Source organism: Pampinifervens navoyensis (assembly GCF_046159715.1).
GTDB lineage: Bacteria > Aquificota > Aquificia > Aquificales > Aquificaceae > Pampinifervens.
The window spans coordinates 158197-179885 of record NZ_JBJXCT010000003.1; the positions used below are offsets into that span (position 1 = coordinate 158197).

21 protein-coding genes are annotated in these 21689 nt (G+C 47.1%); 14 read left to right on the forward strand and 7 right to left on the reverse strand.

Annotation, left to right across the window (positions count from 1 at the left end; translation table 11 throughout):
* Window positions 1-15 precede the first annotated feature (15 nt).
* On the forward strand, window positions 16-915 hold the full coding sequence (locus ACKRDP_RS03785) for a polyprenyl synthetase family protein (RefSeq protein ID WP_409153422.1): 900 nt from the start codon (window positions 16-18) through the stop codon (window positions 913-915).
* Here the strand turns inward: ACKRDP_RS03785 and ACKRDP_RS03790 are convergent.
* From ACKRDP_RS03790 to ACKRDP_RS03810, 5 genes are read right to left on the reverse strand one after another with little or no spacing between them, the layout of a single operon-like run.
* Window positions 912-1154 carry a hypothetical protein gene (locus tag ACKRDP_RS03790; RefSeq protein WP_409153423.1) on the reverse strand — a complete coding sequence of 81 codons (243 nt, stop codon included), beginning with the start codon at window positions 1152-1154 and terminating at the stop codon, window positions 912-914. The genes ACKRDP_RS03785 and ACKRDP_RS03790 overlap by 4 nt on opposite strands.
* The gene (fliS, locus tag ACKRDP_RS03795; protein ID WP_409153424.1) at window positions 1120-1530 is read right to left on the reverse strand and encodes a flagellar export chaperone FliS; all 411 of its coding nucleotides are present in this window, start codon (window positions 1528-1530) and stop codon (window positions 1120-1122) included. The genes ACKRDP_RS03790 and fliS overlap by 35 nt, the downstream gene beginning before the upstream one ends.
* Window positions 1527-2849, reverse strand: a complete 1323-nt coding sequence (gene fliD / locus ACKRDP_RS03800; protein WP_409153425.1) for a flagellar filament capping protein FliD — start codon at window positions 2847-2849, stop codon at window positions 1527-1529. The genes fliS and fliD overlap by 4 nt, the downstream gene beginning before the upstream one ends.
* Window positions 2850-2852: 3 nt before the next feature.
* The gene (locus ACKRDP_RS03805) at window positions 2853-3230 is read right to left on the reverse strand and encodes a flagellar protein FlaG (RefSeq protein WP_409153426.1); all 378 of its coding nucleotides are present in this window, start codon (window positions 3228-3230) and stop codon (window positions 2853-2855) included.
* 49 nt (window positions 3231-3279) lie between these two features.
* A complete protein-coding gene (locus tag ACKRDP_RS03810) occupies window positions 3280-4878 on the reverse strand; it encodes a flagellin N-terminal helical domain-containing protein (protein ID WP_409153427.1) in 1599 nt (532 codons plus the stop codon).
* A 166-nt stretch (window positions 4879-5044) separates the two neighbouring features.
* On the opposite strand from ACKRDP_RS03810, the gene ACKRDP_RS03815 reads away from it, so the two are divergent.
* The 10 genes from ACKRDP_RS03815 to pseH all read left to right on the forward strand — a co-directional run bounded on the left by ACKRDP_RS03815 (window position 5045) and on the right by pseH (window position 16420).
* Window positions 5045-6973: a motility associated factor glycosyltransferase family protein gene (locus tag ACKRDP_RS03815; protein ID WP_409153428.1), complete on the forward strand. Its 1929-nt coding sequence runs from the start codon at window positions 5045-5047 to the stop codon at window positions 6971-6973.
* Window positions 6970-8013 (forward strand): pseudaminic acid synthase, encoded by a 1044-nt coding sequence (gene pseI, locus ACKRDP_RS03820; protein ID WP_409153429.1) that lies wholly within the window; start codon window positions 6970-6972, stop codon window positions 8011-8013. The genes ACKRDP_RS03815 and pseI overlap by 4 nt, the downstream gene beginning before the upstream one ends.
* A complete protein-coding gene (pseB, locus tag ACKRDP_RS03825) occupies window positions 8010-9035 on the forward strand; it encodes a UDP-N-acetylglucosamine 4,6-dehydratase (inverting) (protein ID WP_409153430.1) in 1026 nt (341 codons plus the stop codon). Before pseI ends, pseB begins: the two co-directional genes overlap by 4 nt.
* A 65-nt stretch (window positions 9036-9100) precedes the next feature.
* Entirely contained in the window at window positions 9101-10207 is a 1107-nt protein-coding gene (gene pseC, locus ACKRDP_RS03830) for a UDP-4-amino-4,6-dideoxy-N-acetyl-beta-L-altrosamine transaminase (RefSeq protein WP_409153431.1), read from the forward strand.
* Window positions 10204-12237 (forward strand): aminotransferase class III-fold pyridoxal phosphate-dependent enzyme, encoded by a 2034-nt coding sequence (locus tag ACKRDP_RS03835; RefSeq protein WP_409153432.1) that lies wholly within the window; start codon window positions 10204-10206, stop codon window positions 12235-12237. The genes pseC and ACKRDP_RS03835 overlap by 4 nt, the downstream gene beginning before the upstream one ends.
* A gap of 30 nt (window positions 12238-12267) precedes the next feature.
* Window positions 12268-12870, forward strand: a complete 603-nt coding sequence (locus ACKRDP_RS03840; RefSeq protein ID WP_409153433.1) for a hypothetical protein — start codon at window positions 12268-12270, stop codon at window positions 12868-12870.
* Window positions 12857-13933 (forward strand): glycoside hydrolase family protein, encoded by a 1077-nt coding sequence (locus tag ACKRDP_RS03845; RefSeq protein ID WP_409153434.1) that lies wholly within the window; start codon window positions 12857-12859, stop codon window positions 13931-13933. The genes ACKRDP_RS03840 and ACKRDP_RS03845 overlap by 14 nt, the downstream gene beginning before the upstream one ends.
* A gap of 12 nt (window positions 13934-13945) precedes the next feature.
* Window positions 13946-14644: a formyl transferase gene (locus ACKRDP_RS03850; RefSeq protein WP_409153435.1), complete on the forward strand. Its 699-nt coding sequence runs from the start codon at window positions 13946-13948 to the stop codon at window positions 14642-14644.
* The gene (locus tag ACKRDP_RS03855) at window positions 14634-15323 is read left to right on the forward strand and encodes a PIG-L deacetylase family protein (protein ID WP_409153436.1); all 690 of its coding nucleotides are present in this window, start codon (window positions 14634-14636) and stop codon (window positions 15321-15323) included. The genes ACKRDP_RS03850 and ACKRDP_RS03855 overlap by 11 nt, the downstream gene beginning before the upstream one ends.
* Complete coding sequence (gene pseH / locus ACKRDP_RS03860; protein WP_409153437.1) at window positions 15320-16420, forward strand: UDP-4-amino-4,6-dideoxy-N-acetyl-beta-L-altrosamine N-acetyltransferase; 1101 nt, start codon at window positions 15320-15322, stop codon at window positions 16418-16420. The genes ACKRDP_RS03855 and pseH overlap by 4 nt, the downstream gene beginning before the upstream one ends.
* A 684-nt stretch (window positions 16421-17104) precedes the next feature.
* Here the strand turns inward: pseH and ACKRDP_RS03865 are convergent.
* Window positions 17105-18190, reverse strand: coding sequence for a PseG/SpsG family protein (locus ACKRDP_RS03865; protein WP_409153438.1), 1086 nt, complete (start codon window positions 18188-18190; stop codon window positions 17105-17107).
* Window positions 18191-18304: 114 nt separating this feature from the next.
* Between ACKRDP_RS03865 and uvrB the strand changes: the two genes are divergently transcribed.
* From uvrB to ACKRDP_RS03880, 3 genes are read left to right on the forward strand one after another with little or no spacing between them, the layout of a single operon-like run.
* Window positions 18305-20296: an excinuclease ABC subunit UvrB gene (gene uvrB / locus ACKRDP_RS03870; RefSeq protein WP_409153439.1), complete on the forward strand. Its 1992-nt coding sequence runs from the start codon at window positions 18305-18307 to the stop codon at window positions 20294-20296.
* An 8-nt stretch (window positions 20297-20304) separates the two neighbouring features.
* A complete protein-coding gene (locus ACKRDP_RS03875) occupies window positions 20305-20934 on the forward strand; it encodes a class I SAM-dependent methyltransferase (protein ID WP_409153440.1) in 630 nt (209 codons plus the stop codon).
* A complete protein-coding gene (locus ACKRDP_RS03880; RefSeq protein WP_409153441.1) occupies window positions 20931-21179 on the forward strand; it encodes a hypothetical protein in 249 nt (82 codons plus the stop codon). The genes ACKRDP_RS03875 and ACKRDP_RS03880 overlap by 4 nt, the downstream gene beginning before the upstream one ends.
* Here ACKRDP_RS03880 and ACKRDP_RS03885 read toward each other — a convergent pair.
* On the reverse strand, window positions 21170-21451 hold the full coding sequence (locus ACKRDP_RS03885; RefSeq protein WP_409153442.1) for a ubiquitin-like small modifier protein 1: 282 nt from the start codon (window positions 21449-21451) through the stop codon (window positions 21170-21172). The genes ACKRDP_RS03880 and ACKRDP_RS03885 overlap by 10 nt on opposite strands.
* Window positions 21452-21689: the final 238 nt, after the last annotated feature.

Genomic DNA, 21689 nt, shown 5'->3' on the forward strand with positions numbered 1-21689 from the left:
ATACTATTTTAGCCTATGGTAGATACTCAGAATATAAGAGAGAAGATACTCTCTTACCTTGACCCCGAAGTAAGAGAAGTTTACGATATAGGCAGCTATATCATATCTTCCGGTGGTAAGGGAGTAAGGCCTCTTCTTACCATAATGGTATGCGAAGCGCTGGGAGGTAATGTGGAGAGGGTTATTCCTCTCGCCGTGGGTATAGAGTATGTGCACATAGCTTCTCTGCTTCACGATGATGTGGTGGATGGGGCAGAAAGGAGGAGAGGCAAGAAGAGTGCCAACCTTATCTATGGCAATCAGGCATGTGTTCTGACAGGTGACTATATGTATGCAAAGGCTCTTTCTCTGTATTCACGCTTTGGAAACCTTCAGAGTATTGAAGTGCTCAGTGATGCAGTTATGAAGATGTCTCAGGGGCAGCTTTTAGAGCTCAGAAGCCTTGGCAGGCTTATTGATGAGGAAACATACATGAGGATAATAGACTATAAGACCGGGGCCCTTTTTGGAGCATGCATGGCAGTGGGTGCTCTTATGGCAGACAGAAAAGATTACTGGGATTTTTACCAGATGGGGCTTATAGTCGGCAGAGCCTTTCAGCTAATTGACGATGCTCTGGACTATGCGGGCAGTGAAGAAAAACTGGGAAAGCCAGTGGGTTCTGACCTTGCAGAGGGTAAATGCACCTATCCCCTTCTGTGCGTGCTCCCTGAACTGAAAGAGGAGGAAAGGGTGCTTTTTTACGATGGTGGGCACGAGAAACTAAGAACACTCGTTTTGAGACACGGCGGGGTTGAAAAAACAAGAGAGAGGGCTGCAACTGAAATTGAGAAGGTCTTACACTTCATAAGGGGCTTTGATGCCTCCGGCGGCATAGAGAACCTGATACTGAAACTAATACACAGAGAAAGCTAAGCTCCATAACTTTCCTTAAACCTCTTCAGGTTGACAAGACCCTCTGCAAGTTTATTTCTAAACACCTCTCCCAGTGCTATAAGATGTTCAAGAATCCTGAGGCATTCCTGAGCAGTCTGGAGGTCCAGATTCTCCATATGCTCCTGATTTATACTGCTCAGCGTTTCTATCAGTTTATCCCAGTCTTCCTGCTGGAGATAGACTTCACACCGCAGGAGCAGTTGCTTCAGGTCTTCCATATACTTTCTTCTCCACTTCTTCCCAGCTTTCTTTGAGCTCTGTAAGTATCTTTATCATTTTGCGGAGCGTCTGAGGTTCATCACCTTCCACAGTAATCCTCACAAGGTCATTTATAAGAGCCTGATACACTTCATGGAGGCTCCTTGCTATATCTCCTCCCTGTTCCATATTGAGGGTTGCATCAAGAACAGTAAGTATCTCCGTAGCCCTGCCCATGGATTCATACTTTCTTTTCATATCTTCAGCCCCTGCAGAACCCCTTTCCATAAGCTCCGTAGCTTCATCAAGACATGAAATCGCCTTCTCATACAGAAGAATGACCTGCCTTACGGGGTTTGCGGTCAAAACCATGTTCTCAAGGTATGCGTTAATCATCTCTTACCTCCCTGCATTTCTGAAAGGCTGACTATAAAGGTCTGCAGTCTTGCCATTATATCCTGAGCCCGGTTCATAAAGGCTTCAACCTTTGCATACTCAAGCCTGAGCCTTTCCTCTTCCCTTACCAGTTGCTGCCCCAATTCCTGAGCCCTTGTGTTTATGGCGTCCAGTCTGCTCTGAAGGTCGTTATTGAAAGTCTGAAGGGTTGTGGAAGTTCTCAGGGCGTAGCCTCCCATTGTATTTTTGAGTTCTGTGAGAATCTCCCCGAGCCTCTGAGGGTCTGAGCTCGCTAAAGAGTTAACCCCAGAACTGTTCACCTCAAGGGTGCCGTCCTCCTTTATGTTTATAAGGTCGTTGGCAAAAAGCCCATCAAGCATCCTTGAAAGCTCGGTCTTTATACCCACTATGGAGTAGTCGCCCTGAAAGAGTGCATCCTTACCGGTTAGCTTGTTAACCTGAGATATAACAACGTTGTAGCCTTTAACAAAGTCCTCCAGAAATCTGGAAACTGCTGAATAGTCGTCGCTCACGGAAACCGTGGCATCACCCACCCTTTTTACCTCCAAGCTCAGACCACTCACAAGGTTTTCAAACCTGTTGCCGGGGCTTGTGAGGATGCTGGAGCCTATGCTTATACTGGCATTCCGGGCATTCTGAAGTGGATTGCTAGTATCAAGGCTCCAGGCGTTTCCATTTATGATGGGTGGGGTGTTGAAAGATATGACTGTGCTTCCGGAGGCTGTCTCAGCAGTTGAAAAGGATTCATCCTTTTCAGACAGCATCAATCTGTATTGTGAACCATCATAAAATATGCTGGCAACTATCTTGTCACCGGCAGCTTGGTTTATAGCGTTTATCAGGTCTGAAAGTCTGCCAAAGCCTGCCTGCACATCAAAGTAAAGGGTTGAACTTCCCGCGTTGTAAGCTATCTGAAAGTCACTCCAGCTCATGGGTGTGTTCAGGTCTGAAATGCCCTGCTGTGTAATAAGAACCTCCTTCTGGGCAAGCTGGTTTACAGAGATATTCAGAGTTATGTTGGGTGCATTTTCTGTAGCTGTTGCTGTCAATATTGAACTGTCTGAGGAAGTAGCCCTTTTGCTCTTAAAAAGGTCATTCACATTAAGAGTTTCAAAAAGCCCTGACAGGTCCGATACAGCACTGGATAGACCCTGAAGGGCAGACTGCCTTGCCTGCACCTGCTGGGCCTCCTGAGAGAGCCTCTGTATGGGAATAGATTTTAACCTTATTATCTGGTCCACTATGGAGCCCCAGTCAAACCTGCCTGTCAAGTTGTTAAAGTATATTTCCCCGGCCAAAGCTCATACCTCCTTCTGTAAAAGTATACCAAGCATCTGGTCAATCTTTTTCATCAGGTCAAGAAGGTAGTCAGGGGGTATCTGACGAATCACCCTGTTGGTGTCCTTCTCTATTATCTTGGCAACGGGTATTTCAAGCTCCGTGTCTATGTCTATTTTTAAATACTTGCTGAGCATGTCAAACTTTCTTTTCACTTCCTCAAGTAATCTCCGAAGCTCTTCAGACTTCATGCTTATGTTTTCCTGAGCCTCCTGTTGTGCCTGCTGAACTTCCCTTTCCACCTCCTTTCTCATACCCTCAAGTGCTCCATCCTGAACCTGCCTCTGGGCAACCATCTGAGGCCCGGCATTCACCTGTTGCTCAACAGGTCCTATTTTCATTTCTCCCCTCACTTAAAAAGGGGGGAGGTGGAACCTCCCCGTATATTTATTACCTGAGGAGCTGGAGCACAAGCTGAGGAAGCTGGTTTGCCTGTGCAAGCATCGCCATGGAGGACTGCATCTTTATCTGGAGCTTGGTGAAGTTGGTCATCTCCTCTGCGTAGTCTGTGTTCCTTATCACGTTCTCAGCCTCTCTGGTGTTGTCAAGGGCTACCTTCTGAGAGTCGTATATGGACTGCAGGTTGTTCATGACCGCACCGATCTGGGCTCTAATGGTGTCCACACGCTGAAGGGCTTTTTTGACTATGAGCATGGACTCCTCCGCCTGCTCGTTGGTAAGAACGCTCACAGCATACAGGTTCTTAGCGTTGGCATTGCCTCCAGTGGCAACGTTGAAGTTGAAACCTGAAGTTGCAGTTGAAACTCCGTTGTAATCCAGCTTATAAGTCTCAACGCCGGCTATGTCTATAGTGCCTACGTCAATGTAGAAGGCATAATTACTTGTTGTTGTAAAGTTAACAGTTCCTGCGTTTTCAAGTACCTGACCCAAGTTTACATTGACAGTTGCAGTGCTTGGAAGTCCAGTAGCTGATATGCTTGTTCTGACCGCAATAGTTTCTCCCTTGTTTGTCTCAAGAAAGAGTCTGTTATTTACAACCTTGGCGCTTACAGGAGCATTGGCTCCAGAAGCTGCTGTATTTATAGCGTCAGCAAGCTGTTGCACGCTTGTTATGTTGCTGTTGATAGTTACTGTAAAGTTTGCGCTTCCAGCAGCATTAACGTTACCTATGTAGAATTCTAAGGTGACAGAGTCAACAGTTCCAGCAGTTCCGACTATCTGTACAAAATTGGCAAACCCAGCATAGTTTGCACTTGCATGGTTTGTGTTCTTTGCCACTGCCTCAACGCCAAGAGCCTGAAGGGCTTTGTTACTGTTTATGTTTTCGGCAAGAGTTTTTGCATCCACAAACCTCTGCACTCCATCATAAGCAAGCACCCTGATGCCCGCTATGTCAACATAGTCTCCTGAATCAACAAGCCAGTTCGATGAAGTACTAAGAAGATCAACAAATGTTCCAGCAGTCACAGCATTAGCACTACTTGTATACCTTGCACCCTGACCTTTAACCATGAAGGCACCTATATCATTGGGCAAAACGCTCTTAATGTCAATTTCCAGTATCTGGTCTTTTCTTGCTCCATAGTGAATTGCCCTGCCGGCAAAGGTTCCATCAAGGAGCTTTATGCCGTTGTATTCGGTGTCTGTGCCTATTTTCTTGATGGCATCAATGAAGTTGTCAATCTCTCTCTGAAGACTCGCCCTCGCATTGGGGTCGTTTATGTCGTTTGCCGCACGCACTGTCCTCTTGTAAATCTCGTTGAGCCTGTTGAATATCTGTCCTGCAGAGCTCTCGGCAATTCTCAAGGCAGAAAGACCTGTCTGGATGTTCCTGTTGCCTTCCTCAAGACCAGAGCCAACCACCATGAGCTGGTCTGCGATGAACAGACCTGCGGAGTCATCCGCAGCGTTGAGTATTCTCATACCCGTTGAGAGCCTGAGTAGAGACTTGTTCATCTCCCTCTCGTTGGAAAGGATGGCGGTATGGGTTGCTGCCGCTTCAAAGTTGAAGTTCACTCTCAGTGCCATGGTTTGCACCTCCTTTAAGGTTTGTTATGTGTTTTTATCGGATGGAAAGAGAAATTTTTAAGCCCCTAATACATGACTTCGTGCAACCTTTTTCAAGAGAGGCTTTACTGCAGAGCGAGTTGATATGACCTACCCATCCTGCCTGAAATACTGTAAAATCCTATACATGCAAATAACTGAGGAGTTCCTCAAGGAGAGGCTTTACAAAAACCACCAGTTTTTGAGCAGAAGAGCACCTGGCATACTCCAGCTTATCTCAAGTCTTCCTCAAAACTTCAATGTAATAGTCAGAGATGGTAGGCTGGATGTGGACTTTGGGGGTGGGGGCATCTACGGAGGGGATGCCTATGCAATGAGCCTTTCTCAGGTGCAGGCTTTTGAAGACAAGCCAACGAGGATTTTCCCTGATATAGACCTCTCAGATACATCAGAAGACACTGAGATTATCGCCCATAGATACGATGCAAAACTGATAAAGCTCATTGGCAACAGAGTTGAGCCAGAGACTATCAGAAACACAAGACATATTCCCCTGCTACTCATGGCTGGGCTTGGCTTTGGGATACACCTTGAGCTTCTGCTGGAGCGTTTCGAGGTGCAGAACCTCATAATCCTTGATGTGCCGGCCTTTTTCAGGCTCAGCATTTACTACCTTGACTGGGAAAGGCTCTTTGAATACTATTCAAAGCCCGGCAGGACGCTCAACTTCATAGTCCACGACAAGCTCATACTTGAGCCAGACCTTGACATTGCCTTTCAGAAGCTTTTGAGAACCATACAACAGTTAAACCCGGGAGTTTTCTACTGGGGCTACTACTTTGAACACCTTCAGTATAACCCACCCCTCAGGCTCATAGACTGGTTTAATTCCTCCCCGGCCTTTCAGGAGCTTTTTCATGGATATTTTGACGACGAGCTGTGGTCTCTCAGATGGACTCTTGAGAAGTTTGAAAGGAAAATACCCCTTTACTACCCTCAAAAGAAAGTTCCTCAAGGTTCGGTTGCCTTTGTGGTGGGGGCGGGTCCCTCTCTGGACTACGCCATAGATAAAATAAGGGAGTATAAAGACAGGGCTGTCATATTCTCCTGCGGAACTGCCATATCTGCCCTTCAGAGGGCTGGCATTGTGCCAGACTTTCACGTGGAAATAGAGAGAACGAAATACACCTACGACACGCTCATTGAGCTTGACAGAAGCTTTCTAAAGAAGACAAGGCTCATTGCCAACAACCCCCTCTGGACGGATTGCTTTAAGCTCTTTAAAAAGGGTTATATGTTCCTCAAACTCAATGACACAGGGGCATTGCTTCTTGAGCCTACAGGTTCGCCTATTATATGGCATACGGGACCCACGGTTACCGCCGCAGGCGTTGCCCTTGCCGCCGAGTTTGGCTTTGAGGAGGTATACCTGTTTGGGGTTGACCTTGGCTCAAAGACAGAGAGTCATCATTCAAAGCTCACAAGCTACTACAACCCCCAGAGCCTTCTCTCAAAGGCGGAGATTAAATTTGAAATACCAGTCCCGGGCAACTTCGGGGGTGAGGTCAGAACTCACGTGTGGTTTCTCAACACCAAGTATGGTATAGAGCAGACCATAAAGAAAAAGGGAATAAAAGTTTACAACACCTCTGATGGTGCAAAGATAGAGGGAGCCATCCCACTGCCCATAGACTTTTTCAGGCTGGAAAAATCCGCCGATAAGAATACAGCTATAAAGAACATAGAAGATAACTTTGACACGCGCTATGTGAACATGGTAAAGCCTTCAGAAGTCCTGAGAAAGCTCCATACAGACTTTGAAACCCTCTCAGAGTTTGTGAGAGAGTTTCCAGGGAGGTTTGATTTTTCTTCTTATCACGATACGGTTTACAGCTTTAGCGAGCTGGTGAGAAAGCTTATGCTAATGAAAAACCCTCTTCTTTACAACCTCACCTATCACAACACCCACCGCTGGAGCCAGATAGCTCTGGGGCACGCCCTCAGCTTGAAGGGGCATGGGATGAAAGAGTTTGTGAAAGGGTTTTATGGGTTATACTATAAATTTCTCAGGGATGCTGGAAAGGAGATTAGGAAACTTTTAGAGGACTTTGGATGATGAAAATAGGAGAAAGAAAGATATGTGAAGGCCAGTCAGTTTTTGTAGTTGCGGAGCTATCCGCCAACCACCTTCAGAACCTTGACCTGGCTCTGAAGACCATAGAAGCCATAAAGGAGTCGGGTGCGGACGCCGTCAAGCTCCAGACCTACACCCCAGACACCATAACCCTGAACATTAGAAACGAACACTTCATGATAAGAGAGGGAACGCTATGGGATGGGCAGTATCTTTATGACCTTTATAAAAAAGCCTACACGCCATGGGAGTGGCACCAGAAGCTCTTTGAGTTTGCAAGAAGTCTGGGGCTAATATGCTTCTCCTCACCCTTTGACAGGACCGCGGTAGACTTTCTTGAAGAGCTGGGAACGCCCGCCTACAAGGTGGCATCCTTTGAGATAACCGACATACCCCTCATAGAATACATTGCCAGCAAGGGAAAACCGGTCATAATCTCCACAGGCATTGCCACCCTCTCGGACATAGAAGAGGCTCTGCAGGCATGCAGGAGGGTCGGAAACGACCAGGTAATCCTTCTCAAGTGTGTGTCTGAATACCCCACTCCCTTTGAAGATGCGAACCTGAGGACTATTCCCAACATGATTGAGACCTTTGGTGTGCCCGTGGGGCTTTCTGACCACACGCTGGGGATTGCGGTGCCTGTGGCGGCCGTTACCCTTGGAGCGGTGATGGTGGAAAAGCATTTCATTCTGGACAGAAGCCTTGGAGGTCCTGACAGTGCCTTTTCCCTTGAGCCTGCAGAGTTCAGAGCCATGGTGGAAGCCATAAGGCAGGTGGAGAAGGCTCTTGGAAAGGTGAGCTACGAGCTAACTGAAAAACAGAAAAGGATGAGAAAGTTCTCAAGGAGCCTCTTTGTGGCAGAGGACATCAAGGCTGGAGAGGTTTTCACTCAGGAGAAGGTGCGGAGCGTCCGACCCGGTTATGGTCTTCACCCCAGATACCTGAAGGAAATCCTCGGAAGAAGGGCAAGGGTTGACATACCTGCCGGCACCCCCCTGAGCTGGGAGCTAATAGAATGAGCTTTCTGGAGGGAAAGACAATCCTTATCACCGGGGGAACAGGTTCCTTTGGAAGGGCTTTTATAAGGTATGTGCTCAGGCATCACAGACCCAAAAAGATAATCGTCTTCAGCAGGGACGAGTTCAAGCAGTGGCAGATGAGCAAAGAGTTTCCAGAGAGCCAGTATCCCCAGCTCAGGTTCTTTCTGGGAGATATCAGAGATAAGGACAGGCTCTGGTTTGCCTTTGACGGTGTGGACTATGTGGTCCATGCAGCAGCCCTCAAGCATGTGCCAATACTTGAATACAACCCCTTTGAGGCGGTAAAGACCAACATAATAGGTGCCCAGAACATCATAGAGGTCGCCATTGAAAAGGGGGTCAAAAAGGTTGTAGCCCTCTCCACCGACAAGGCGGTGAGCCCGGTGAACCTCTACGGTGCCACAAAGCTCACCATGGAAAAGTTGCTGATTGCTGGCAATTCATATGCAGGTGCAAAGGAAACCTCCTTTAGCATAGTCCGGTATGGCAACGTGGTGGGAAGCAGAGGAAGCGTCATACCCCTCTTTCTGAAGCTCCTGTCTGAAAGCTCAAGGGAGCTGCCCATAACAGACCCCGCTATGACTCGCTTCTGGATAAGCCTTGAAGAGGGCGTCAGGCTCGTGCTCTTTGCCCTTCAGGAAGCAGATGGCGGGGAGGTTTTTGTGCCAAAGATTCCCAGTGTCAGGATTGTGGACCTTGCAAAAGCCATGTGTCCGGAATGTAGTTTTAAGTTTATTGGGATAAGACCCGGAGAGAAGCTCCACGAGAGTCTAATATCAGAGGATGAAGCAAGGGATGTAAGGCTCGTAAGGCACGAGGATAAAGAATACTTTGTCATACTGCCTCATTTCAGCTTTGAAGCCAGAGCTCTTGAGAAGTGGCAGAGATACCCGAGAATGCCCGAGGGCTTTTTCTACAGGAGCGACAGAAACGACTGGTGGCTGGAAGGAGAAGAGCTGAAGATTTTTCTGGAGAAGGCCCTTGAGGGTGTGGAGGCATAAATTTTAAATCATGCAGTTGCAAAGCAAAGGGGCATAAAGCTATACCACAGCTACGAGTTTGAAGAATGATACCTTACGGAAAGCAGTTCATTGATGAAGAAGACATAAAGGCGGTGCTTGAGGTCCTTAGGTCTGACTTTATCACTCAGGGACCAAAGATTGAAGAGTTTGAAAAAGCCCTTGCTGGCTACTGCGGAGCCAGATATGCGGTTGTCTTCAACTCTGGCACCTCTGCCCTTTACTGTGTATACAGAGCCCTAGGGCTGAGCGAGGGTGATGAGTTTATAACCACTCCCATAACCTTTACCGCAACGGTCTCCACTGGGGTTCTTCTGGGAGCAAGACCCGTATTCTGCGATGTGGAAGGGGACACGGGAAACATGGATGTGAGCCTGCTGGAGAGCCTTATAACGGAGAGGACAAGGCTCATAGTTCCAGTTCACTACGCCGGGCATCCCGTGGACATGGAAAAGGTCTGGCAGGTCGCTCAGAGGTATGGGCTTTATGTGGTAGAAGACGCCTGCCATGCCCTTGGCTCTGAGTATAGGGGGCATAAAACGGGCTCCTGCAGATACTCTCATGCGACAGTTTTTAGCTTCCACCCTGTCAAGCACATAACCACAGGCGAAGGAGGCGCGGTGCTCACCAACGACGAAGGGCTATACAGAAGGCTCATGCAGTGCAGAAACCACGGCATAGTCAGGGGCGAAGACTGGGAATACTGGGTTGAGTTTCCGTCCTTTAACTTCAGGATAACGGACTTTCAGTGTGCCCTTGGCATATCTCAGCTCAGGAAGTTAGAGGGTTTTGTCAGAAGACGCAGAGAGCTGGCAAGGCTCTACGGGGAAAAGTTCAAAGACTTTGACGCCATAAGTCTCCCTGCAGAAAAGCCCTATGCCCTTCATTCTTACCACCTGTATCCTGTAAGGCTCAGGGAAAAGGAAAGGAGAAGGGAGGTCTTCAGAAAGCTCAGGGCTCAGGGCATAGGCGCGCAGGTGCACTACATCCCCGTCTACTGGCACCCCTTTATGGAAGGGCTTGGCTACAGGAGGGGGCTATGCCCTGTGGCAGAGGACTTTTACGAGAGGGTCATGAGCCTACCACTCTATCCGGCACTTAGGGAGGAAGAGCTGGAATGGGTGGTGGAGAAAGTGATACTTGTCCTGTTATGAGAGTAGGGCTAGTCATACAGGCAAGGAATGGCTCAAGTAGGTATCCCCGTAAAAGCATTCAGCTTCTTTACGAAAGGCTTGTGCTGGACTGGGTTCTTTCAAGGGCTGGCAGGGCAAAGGTAGATGTCAGGGTGCTTGTCACTTCGTGGCTTGAGCAGGATGACATAATAGAAAGGATAGGCGTATGCAAGGGCTGGGAAGTTATTAGAGGACATCCCATTGATGTTCTCAGCAGATACGCACAGGCGACCGCCAACTTTGAACTGGATACGGTAATTAGAGTGACTGCGGACTGCCCTCTTATAGACCACAACCTTATTGATATGGCGGTAGAGCTGTACAAGGACGAAGACCTTGATTACTTCGCCTATAATGCCATAGTCAATGGCTTTGATGTGGAGGTCATAAAGGGGGAGTGGATACTTAGAGCAGACCAGAAGGCAAAACTGCCCTCAGAGAGAGAGCATGTGAGCCCTTACATAAGGAAATCAAAGAGGGCAAAAAGGCTCTTTTATAGGCTTCATGAAGAAGACCTCTCTCACATCCACCTGAGCCTGGACTACCCGGAGGACCTAATTGTCATAGAGAGGATAATCACAGCCCTCCAGAGAGAGGACTTTGTATACTGGGATGTGGTAAGGCTCATAAAGGAAAGACCGGAACTACTTGAAAGAGAAAAAGAAATTCCTGTTAACGAGGGATACCTCAGGTCTCTGAGAGAGGACAGGGAGTTCATAAAAAGCCTGAAGGGAAGAAGGTTAAAACTTGAGGAAAGCCTTCGGCACTTTGAGAGGACAAAGAGGCTCGTCCCTAACTGCTCTCAGACCTTTAGCAAGTCCTACCTTCAGTTTTCTGTGGGGGCAGTGCCCCTCTTTGTAAGGGAGGGGAAGGGCTGTCAGCTGGTAGACCTTGACGGTAACACCTACATAGACTACACCATGGGTCTGGGGGCGTGCGTCCTGGGCTATGCCTTTGAGCCAGTGCTGGAAAGGGTTGAAAAGGAGCTGAGAAGGGGGACGGTCTTTACACTGCCGAGCTACTTGGAGGCTGAGCTTGCAGAGCTTCTGAGAGAAGTCATACCATGCTGTGAAATGGCGCGCTTTGGAAAGAACGGCTCTGACGCCACCTCCGCAGCGGTCAGGCTTGCAAGGGCATACACCGGCAGGAAATACATAGCCAGCTGTGGATATCACGGCTGGCAGGACTGGTATATTGGCACGACCACCCGTAGTAGAGGGGTGCCAGAAGAAGTAAAAAGGCTCACTCTCACCTTTGAATACAACAACCTCCAGAGCCTCCAGAGACTCTTTGAAGAATACCCTGACCAGATAGCCTGCGTCATAATGGAGCCGGTAGGCATAGAAGAGCCAGAGGGAGACTTCCTGCAGAAGGTCAGAGAGCTGACCCACAGGCACGGAGCACTTCTTATCTTTGACGAGGTGGTTACCGGCTTTCGCTTTTCCCTCGGTGGTGCTCAGGAATACTTTGGAGTTGTGCCAGACCTTGCCTGCTTTGGAAAAGCCATGGGAAACGGCATGCCCATATCTGCGGTAGTGGGCAGGGCTGAGATAATGGAGCTCTTTGAAGAGGTTTTCTTTTCCTTTACCTTTGGCGGTGAGACCGCAAGCATAGCGTCAGCCCTGGCTACCGTAGAGTATCTAAAAGACCACGAGGTGATACCCTACCTGTGGCAGCAGGGACGGAAGCTCAAAGAGGGCATCCAGAAGCTCATAGAAGAGAAAGAACTTGAGGGCCTTGTCTATGCGAAGGGCTATCCGGTCAGGTTTTTATTGGACTTCAGGGATGAGAGCCTGAAGCTCAAGACACTTTTTCAGCAGGAGTGTGCAAAAAGGGGAGTGCTCTTTACAGGCGGACACAACATGGCTCTGCCCCACGACGACAAGGTAATAGAGAGAACTCTGAAGGTCTACGACGAGGTGCTTGACATCGTAAAGTATGCGGTGGAGTATGAGATGGTGGAGGAGCTACTGGAGGGGCAACTGCTACAGCCCGTTTTCAGAAGGATGTGAGGGTTTAAATTTAAAAGCTGGAGATTTAAGATGGAAAAGGTAGAGGAAAGAGTTGACAGGCTTGAGAGGTTGATGGAATACCTCATTGAAGAGATGGCGGACTTTAAAAAATGGGTTATAAGGTATACGGCAGAAACAGACCGCAAGATAGAGGAGTATAGGGAGGAACACAGGAAAGAGCTAAGGGAATTAAACAAACGCTGGGGTGAGATTGCGAATAAGATGGGAACCATAGTGGAGGATATTGTATTTCCAGCTTTCAAGCCTGTGGTCAGGAAATACTTCCAGTGTGAGCCTGAAAGGGCGTATCTCAGGGTGGTTTACGAAAACAGAAAAAAGGGCATATACGAAGAGTTTGACGCCTTTGCGGTGTGTGAAAAGCAGGTTTTTCTCCTTGAGGTCAAGACCACACCGAGAGAAAAGCACATAGAGGAGTTCAAAGAAAAGGCAAAAAGGTTCTTGCAATACTTCCCTGAGTATGCGGACAAAGAGTTAATTCTCATCATGGGCAGTCTTAGCTTCAGCGAGGGTTTTATCAGGCTCCTGTCTCAGGCAGGCATCTACGCCATGGCTTTCAGGGAATGGGAGTATATGGATATTCTGAACTTTGAGGAGGTGCATGCTCAGGGCTGAAAAATACCCCAGACCCGTCCTGTGTCCCCAATACCCATGGGAAGAAAAGCATACCTACCTTTACGGCTCAGTAATAGAGCTTCCCGACAGGCTCAGGATGTATTATCAGAGCTATGTGGATGGGATAGGCTTTTTTGTATGCCTTGCGGAGTCCACCGATGGTATCCACTGGCAAAAGCCCCTCATAAGACCCCTCAAAGAGAGCCTGCCCCATCTGTATCCCACCGTGGAGGTGGAGGGCAAAGTCCTTGACTTCTACCACAAAACCCAGTCCCTGGAGTGTATGAGCAATGTGGTGGCAAACTACCACATACCCTCAGTGATATACATACCAGAGGACGAGTATCCCTACAAGCTCTTTGGCTACACAGACAGGGGCTACTGTGTTGTCTTTTCAAAGGATGGAATAAACTTTGTAGAATACGATAAAAACCCAGTTATCCCTCTGCTCAAGTTTCCCAACAAAAAGACCAGAAAGGTCTGGTATAGCGATGTGGCACCGGTTTTTTATGACGAAAAGAAGAAGGTCTACAGAGCTATGGTAAAGACCTACAAGATAGACCCACAGGGAAGAACCCGCCGGTGTGTGGGCATGTCCACAAGCAAAGACTTCCTCAACTGGAGCAAACCAAGGACTGTATGGATACCCTTAGAAAGGGAGGACAGAATAGCCCAGAAGAGAGGCTTCAAATGGGCAGACTTTTATGGGCTGTGCCCCTTTAACTATAAAGACCACTACCTTGGTTTTCTGTGGCTTTTTATGATAGACCATGAGATACCCAGAGGCACCCACGACGGGAAGATTGAGGTCTACCTTGCTTATAGCAAAGACTGCAGAAAATGGGAGCTTGTCTCTGATGAGCCTATCATACCCCTTGGAGAAGAAGGAGAGTGGGATTGTGGAATGATAACTACTGCTAACCAGCCATTGATGAAAAATACGGGTGAGCTTATAGTATACTATTCGGGTGCAAACTTTAGCCATGGGTATGGAGAGTATGAAAAGGATTATGAAGAATGGAACAAGTTTTGCGTTGGAAAAGCAGATATCTCTACTATATAAGACAAATATACTATGAAAAAGGTTCTGATTGCTACTATAAGAAGATGGAATGTCAAAAATGCCTTAAGATTTAGAGACTTATATAAAGACAAATATCAAACTCATATAGTTGAAAAACCTGAAGACCTAAATGAAGATATGCTATACAGTCTTAATCCAGATTATGTATTCTTCCCGCACTGGTCTTGGATGATCCCAGAGTGGCTATACACTAAATATAATTGCATAGGGTTTCATATAGGAGATTTGCCTGAAGGCAGAGGCGGGAGCCCTTTACAAAACCATATAATTAGAAAAATTTATAGAACAAAAATTACAGCCTTTAGGATATCAGGGGGCATTGATGAAGGAGATATCTTTTTAAAGCATGATATCTGGTTGGAATTAGGCACAGCAGAAGAGTTGTTTATAAAGATATCTAATATTATTTTCTTTAGCATGATACCTACAATTATTGAATGTAACATCACGCCTTATAAGCAAGAAGGCAAAGGAAGCATATATAGAAGGCTAAAACCAGAGAATAGCAACATATTAGATGCGAACATAAGTAATTTAGAGGATTTCTACGATTTTATACGCATGCTTGATGCAGAAGATTATCCAAAGGCATTTATAAAATTGGGGAAACTAAAAATAGAGTTTACTGAGGCAGTTCTAAAAGTAGATAAAGTAGTAGGCAGGTTTGAGGTTATAGAAGATGACTCATAGTTCAGGTATTTTGTTAATCATTGCACATCCAGACGATGAAGTTCTCGGTTGCGGGGGAACAGTTGCAAAGTTTTCTGAAGAGGGCAATGAGGTTTATACTCTGATACTTGGAGAAGGTATAACGTCAAGGGATGAGAAAAGAGAGCCAAAGACAAGAAAGGTGGAGCTTGAAGCTCTCAGAGAAGATGCTTTAATGGCTAACAGATTACTGGGTGTTAAAAAAGTAATATTCTGTGATTTTCCGGACAACAGGTTTGATAGCGTCCCTTTGCTTGATATCGTAAAAACAGTGGAAAAAGTAATAGAGGAGATAAAACCGGAAATAATTTTCACCCATCACGGAGGAGACCTGAACATAGACCATCAGATAACTTACAGAGCCGTGCTAACGGCTACGAGGCCTCAGCCGGGTAGTTCTGTAAAAGAGATATACTCCTGTGAAGTTCTATCCTCCACAGAATGGGCTTACCCAGTCAGTTTTCAACCAGACACATACTTTACGCTTTCAGAGAAGCACATCAGGAAGAAAATTGAGGCAATGCAATGCTACAGGAGTGAATTGAGGCAATACCCCCATCCAAGGTCCATAGAAGGAATAGAATATTTAGCAAAATTGAGGGGCATGCAGGTAGGTTGTGAATATGCTGAAGGCTTTAAACTGGTGAGGAAAATACTATGAAAATCCTTTTCCTTGGCGGAAACCAGCACAGCTTAGAGCTTTTTGAGTGGTTGAAAGAAATAGTAGAGGATGTAGTATACACAGAAGAGCAGGTGAACCTTGAGTATATGAAATCTATAAGCCCAGACTTCATAATAAGCTACAACTACAAGCACATAATACCCAGAGATGTGGTTCGTGCATACTGTCCAAGGATAATAAACCTGCATATATCCTTTTTGCCTTACAACAGGGGAGCGTATCCCAACGTCTGGAGCTTTCTGGAGGATACGCCCAAGGGGGTTACCATTCACCTTGTTGACGAGGGCGTGGACACAGGGGACATTCTCCTGCAGAGGGAGGTCTTCATTGATGAGGAAAAAGAAACCCTCAGGAGCTCATACCTGAAACTTCACAGAGAGATTCAGAAACTTTTTAAAGAAAACTGGGATAGAATAAAAAATATGGAAATCAAGCCACTTAAGCAACACGGGGGGGGTCAGTGCACTACAGGAGAGAATACGCAATCTTTGAACCTTTCATCAGAGAAAAGGGATGGGACACGCCCATCAGAGAGCTTAAGGAGAGATATAGAGCTTGGAAAAGTTCTTCTGAAAAACTTTGTGAACCTGACTGAAGAAGAGAGGGAGATGGTCAGGAGGTGGAGAAACCATCCAGAGGTTAGAAGGTGGATGTATACGGACCATGAAATAAGCGTGGAGGAACACAAGGAGTTTGTAGAAAACCTGAAAAGAGATAAAAGGAACTTTTACTATCTGGTATGCTCAGAGGGTAAGTTAATCGGTGTCATTTATCTAAATAAAGTGGACCTTCACAACCGCAATGCCTACTTTGGCATCTACGCAAACCCTGAGGAAAAGATACACGGTGCGGGGCTGATTCTTGAAAGGTCAGCCATAAGTCTTGCCTTTGAGGTGGCAGGACTTCACACTCTCAAGCTGGAGGTTATAGAGGACAACGAGAGGGCTACAAATTTTTACAAAAGGATGGGCTTTGTGGAGGAGGGCAGGCTCAGGGAGTTTGTGTTCAAGGATGGCAGGTGGAAAGATGTTATCGTGATGGGGATGATTAATCCTGCGAGCGAGCGAGCTTTATAAAAACCACATCCCTGTATTTTTCTGCAAGGGTTTTTACTCACGTTCACGCCTATAACTACAGGCAGGGTGGTCATGTTGTAGACTTTCTGGACGGTTTGGGCTCCCCTCATGGCTCTTTCTGCATCCTCTGCGTGAACTGAGTAAGATACTTCTATGGCAAGCATAACATCCTGCCTTGTTTCTTTTATTTTAGCCTTTACCACTGCGTCAAGCTCAAGGGCATCTTCCCTTTCCTTTGCGGTTATGATACTACTGTCTTCTGCTTCGTCAAGTTTTCTCACAAAGGCATTTAAGTCTATAACTTCCGAATACCTGAAGTGCCTGCCAAGATAAGCACCGGCCCTCTCTCTTACCTTCCTTTCAAGGTTGTCCCCTTTGAGCTCCGCAACGTCAGTTTTTACAATTTGCAGTTCCCCCTTTAGGAATTCTATATCCTTTCTTACCACAGTCATATCGGTTTTGAGAGTATCCACATCCTCCTTCACCACTGCCATATTTGTCTTTAGATTTTCAGTATCACTCTTGACCTCTTCCAGTTTCTGCTCCGTGCTCTGGCTTTTTTCCTTTAGATATGCAACTTCCTTTTCCAGTCTGTCAAATCTTTCCCTGACCTCTTTCGCAAACTCTTCAAACTTCTTTGGCAGTTCAACCAGCTCTGTGGTGAGTATGAGCATTCTGAGTTCTTCAAGCCAGGCCGGGTTTTCTTTCAGGGCTGATACTATGTCGTGGAAGGTTCTTATGGTATAGCTCTTTTGAAGCTCTGCTTGCTCCATGTTTATAATCATATGTTCTCAAAAGCTCTCTGGCAACTCTCAGAGCACCTCTGCCGTCCACCAGCCTCCTGCCCCTTCTGGACATTTCTTTTCTCAAGTTCCAGTCCGCAAGCCTGTTAAGGGCAGAAAGCAAGTTCTCCATAAGCACCTTCTCCTCCCACCAGCCGGCGTAGAGGGCAGAGCCCTGCTTTTCCCAGCCCTTGCAGTTTAGAAGTTGATTTTCGGCGACCGCAACGAGAATGGTAGGCGTGCCAGTTCTTGCAAGCTCGTAGGTTGTTTGACCGCCGGCGCTTATGGCTACGTCCACAGAAAGCATTATATCCCTCATACCCTCCGCAGACAGACCTTCAAAAATCTTTACCCCTTCATGCCTGAACCTGTAAATGCCATCTTTGTTGCCAAAGCCCTTGCCTACAACCACAAAGAGCTCTAAGTCTTTTCTGGTTTCCAGAAGAAGATTGACTACCCGTGGCGTCATGTTTCTGGTGTCGTCCCCACCAAAGGTTATGAGAACCCTTCTAAGCCTTTTTCTTATGGCTTTTTTCCCTATCTTCCAGAAGGCACTTCTGAGGGGTATGTATTTTGGTCCAAGAAGGTATCTGACCCCAGTCCTTTCGGGATAGCAGAGCTCTTCTGCGTAAACTCCGCCGTTGAGCACAACACCTGGTGGGTAATCAAGCCTTTTGTAGTCGTCTATGAACAGCCCGAGCCTTGCAGAGCCGGATATGTCTTCGTAGATTTCTCTCCCCGCAATGTAAGAGTCAACCACAACGAGGTGATAGTCTTTCAGGATATCCCTCACCTCCTTCCACCGCCCGTGCCAGTCAAAAATGCGATGGTTTACCCCTCTCAAAACCCCCTCCACCGAGCCGTCTCCGGCCACTAACATAAAAGGCTTCTGACCGTATACTGAGAAGGCTTCATAAAGGGAAAGACACCTAGTGATGTGTCCGTGGCCTATATGAGAAGAGCCTTCGGTAAGAATCAGTATTTTCACGGGTCTAAATTATAACTTGCTGACGGCATTCTTGCCCTGTCTGACGAGTGCCAGAGAATGGCACGGCGATTTATGTGGTCAAGGCCAACGGAGCGGTTTAAATTATGATAAGTTATGAAAACCCTGTCGGGGTTTAGTATAAAAACAGACCTCCAACCCGCCGGCGACCAGCCGGGAGCTATAAGGGAGCTACTGGAAAACCTTGAGTCTGGGGTAAAGGAGCAGGTGCTTCTGGGTGCCACAGGCACAGGCAAAACCTTCACCATAGCCAACGTCATTGAAAAACACGGAAAGCCGACCCTTATAATAGCCCACAACAAAATACTGGCCGCACAGCTCTATCGGGAGCTGAAAGAGCTCTTTCCAGACAATGCGGTGGAATACTTTATCTCCTACTACGATTACTACCAGCCAGAGGCATACATACCCGAAAAGGACCTCTACATTGAGAAGGACGCCAGCATCAACGAGATTCTGGAAAGATACAGGCACTCAGCCACCGTGTCCGTGCTTGAACGCAGGGACGTTATCGTGGTCGCCTCAGTTTCCTGCATATACGGCCTTGGCTCTCCGGAGGCTTACTACTCAATGAGAGTTTCCCTTGAAGTGGGACAGAGGCTGAGCCTGAGCAGGCTTACAAGAAAGCTAGTGGAGATAGGCTATGAGCGCAGCGACTACGCTATAAGAAGGGCGACCTTTGCAGTAAAGGGTAATGCCCTTGAAGTGGTGCCATCTGATATGGAAGACCAGCTCATCAGGGTAGAGTTCTGGGATGATGAAATAGAGTCCATAGAGCTGATGGATGCCCTCAACAGGCATAAGATAAAAGACCTTAAAAAGGTGGTGCTCTTCCCCGCAAGCCACTACGTAGCACCAAGAGACACAATAGAAGAAGCCCTCCAGCAGATAGAGAAAGACCTCAAGGAAAGAGTGGAGTGGTTCAAATCTCAGGGCAGGATGGTGGAAGCCCAGAGACTATATCAGAGAACCATGCATGATATGGAGATGATAAGAGAGCTCGGGCACTGTAAGGGTATAGAGAACTACTCCAGATACTTTGATGGCAGAAAGCCAGGAGAACCTCCCTTTACGCTCCTTGACTATTTTCCCGATGACTTCCTCCTTGTAGTGGATGAGTCCCATGTGACCATACCGCAGGTAAGAGCCATGTATAACGGAGACAGGTCAAGAAAGGAAAAGCTGGTGGAGTATGGCTGGAGACTGCCCTCCGCCCTTGACAACAGACCCCTCAAGTTTGAAGAGTTTCTGCAGAAACTCAACCAGGTCATATACATGTCTGCAACTCCGGGAGAATGGGAAGTTCAGAGAAGCAAGGGCATAATGGTGGAACAAATCGTGAGACCCACGGGACTTCTTGACCCTGTGGTAGAGGTGCGTCCCACGAGAAACCAGATTGAGGACCTGATAAGGGAAATCGGGGAGAGAAGAAAAAGGAAGGAAAGGGCTCTTGTGCTTACCACCACAAAGAGGCTTGCGGAGGAGGTTGCAGAATACCTTAACGAAAGGGGTATAAAGGCAAAATATATGCACTCAGACCTGGATGCCATAGAAAGGGCGAAGGTGGTAAAGGAGCTGAGGGAAGGTGCAGTGGAAGTAATAGTGGGCGTAAACCTTCTGAGAGAGGGTCTTGACCTGCCAGAGGTGTCTCTTGTTGCCATACTGGAGGCAGACAAGGAAGGCTTTTTAAGGAGCTACACCTCCCTTATACAGACCATAGGGCGTGCGGCGAGAAACATCAATGGCAAAGCCATACTTTACGCAGACAGGGTCACCGAGTCCATGAGGAGGGCCATAGAAGAAACCAACAGAAGAAGGCAGATTCAGGAAAGGTATAACAGGGAGCATGGTATAACACCAAAGAGCATAGTAAAGCCCATAAAAGAACTGCTGGCAATAGAAGAGCTGGATTATGTAAAACTACCGGTGAAGCTTCCAAAGGGCATATCCTCAGAAGAAGACCTTATAGAGCGTATAAACAAGCTGGAAAAGGAGATGTGGGAGTGTGCAAAGAAGTGGGAGTTTGAAAAGGCTGCAAGGCTCAGAGATGAGATAAAACAGCTAAGAGAGCTTTTAAAGCTCATATAATTTTTTCCATGGGACACAAGTTTGACCCCTCAAAACTTCAGAAGCTGGACGACCCAGGCAGGCTTGAGCTTTTTGACCCCCAGAAGACCCTCAGAGAGTTCGGGCTGAGAAAAGGCATGAGGGTGCTTGACGTGGGCACGGGTGCAGGCTTTTACCTTCCCTATCTTTCGGAGGCCGTAGGACCAGAAGGAAGAGTTTATGCTATAGATATAGAGCCACTCGCTGTGGAATACGCCAGCAACAAAGTCAGAAGCCTTGGACTTTCCAACGTGGAGGTCCTGCCCTCTGAAGAAAACCGTCTACCTTTACCAGAAAACACGGTGGATTTTGTCTTTATGGCTTTCGTCTTTCATGAGCTTGAGAACCCTGTGGATTTTATGCAGGAGATAAAAAGAGTTTGCAAAACTCTCGCTTATGTAGCTATAATAGACTGGAAAAAGGAAGAGAGGGACAAGGGTCCTCCACCAGAGGAAGTTTATTCTGAATGGGAGGTGGGTCTTATGCTTGAGGAGGCAGGCTTGAGGGTTGGAAGGGTCGTAGAGCTAGGCAGATACTGCTTTGGAGTCTATGCCATGGTGGTCAAGGAGGAACCAGAAAGGTTTCATAGCCCCATAAAGATACCACCAGGCTTGGTATGAAGAGCATAAGGGAAAACCTCAAAAAGCTGGGGGTGGAGCTTGAGAGCAGATACTTGATTTACAGGACTGACGAGAAAACCCTTGTTGTGCCGTATTATCATATAAGGACAGTAGAATTAAAGGGAAAGAGGATTGTGGTATCTACAGGCGGTGTGGAGAGGGTAAATATGGATATGCCGTCGGAAGAAATGGCAATGGCTCTTTTTGAAGAGCTCTTACTTTATCTGGAAAGGGTTTACCTCTGACCACCTGCAATGGCAGGGACTATAGAGAGAACATCTCCATCTTTGAGTTCTGTATCAAGACCCTTAAGAAATCTTATGTCTTCGTCGTTAAGGTAAAGGTTCACAAACCTTCTTACCTCACCCTGCTCGTCCACAAGCCTTTCTTTAAAGCCAGGGTATGCCTCTTCAAGTTTCTCTATGGCTTCTCTTATGGTGCCAGCCTGCACCTGCACTTCACCCTGACCGTTGGTTACTCTTCTCAGCGGCGTGGGGACTCTAACAGTTATAGCCATTGCAAAACCTCCTCGTTTATTATAACATAGTTTTCTGTAATGGTTAAGAAAACATACGCGGTGCAAGCGCATCTTGAGCATGTGGTAAACCTGAAAGACGGGAGCTTGCACGGATACTGGGTTTTAACCAGAATAGTTTCAGGGGGTATTGAAATAGGTTTTAACGCAAGTTGCAAGTTATAGCATCCCTGCACTCCAGAGCCTATGGAGATTGTAAGAAATTACCGCCATGTAGATT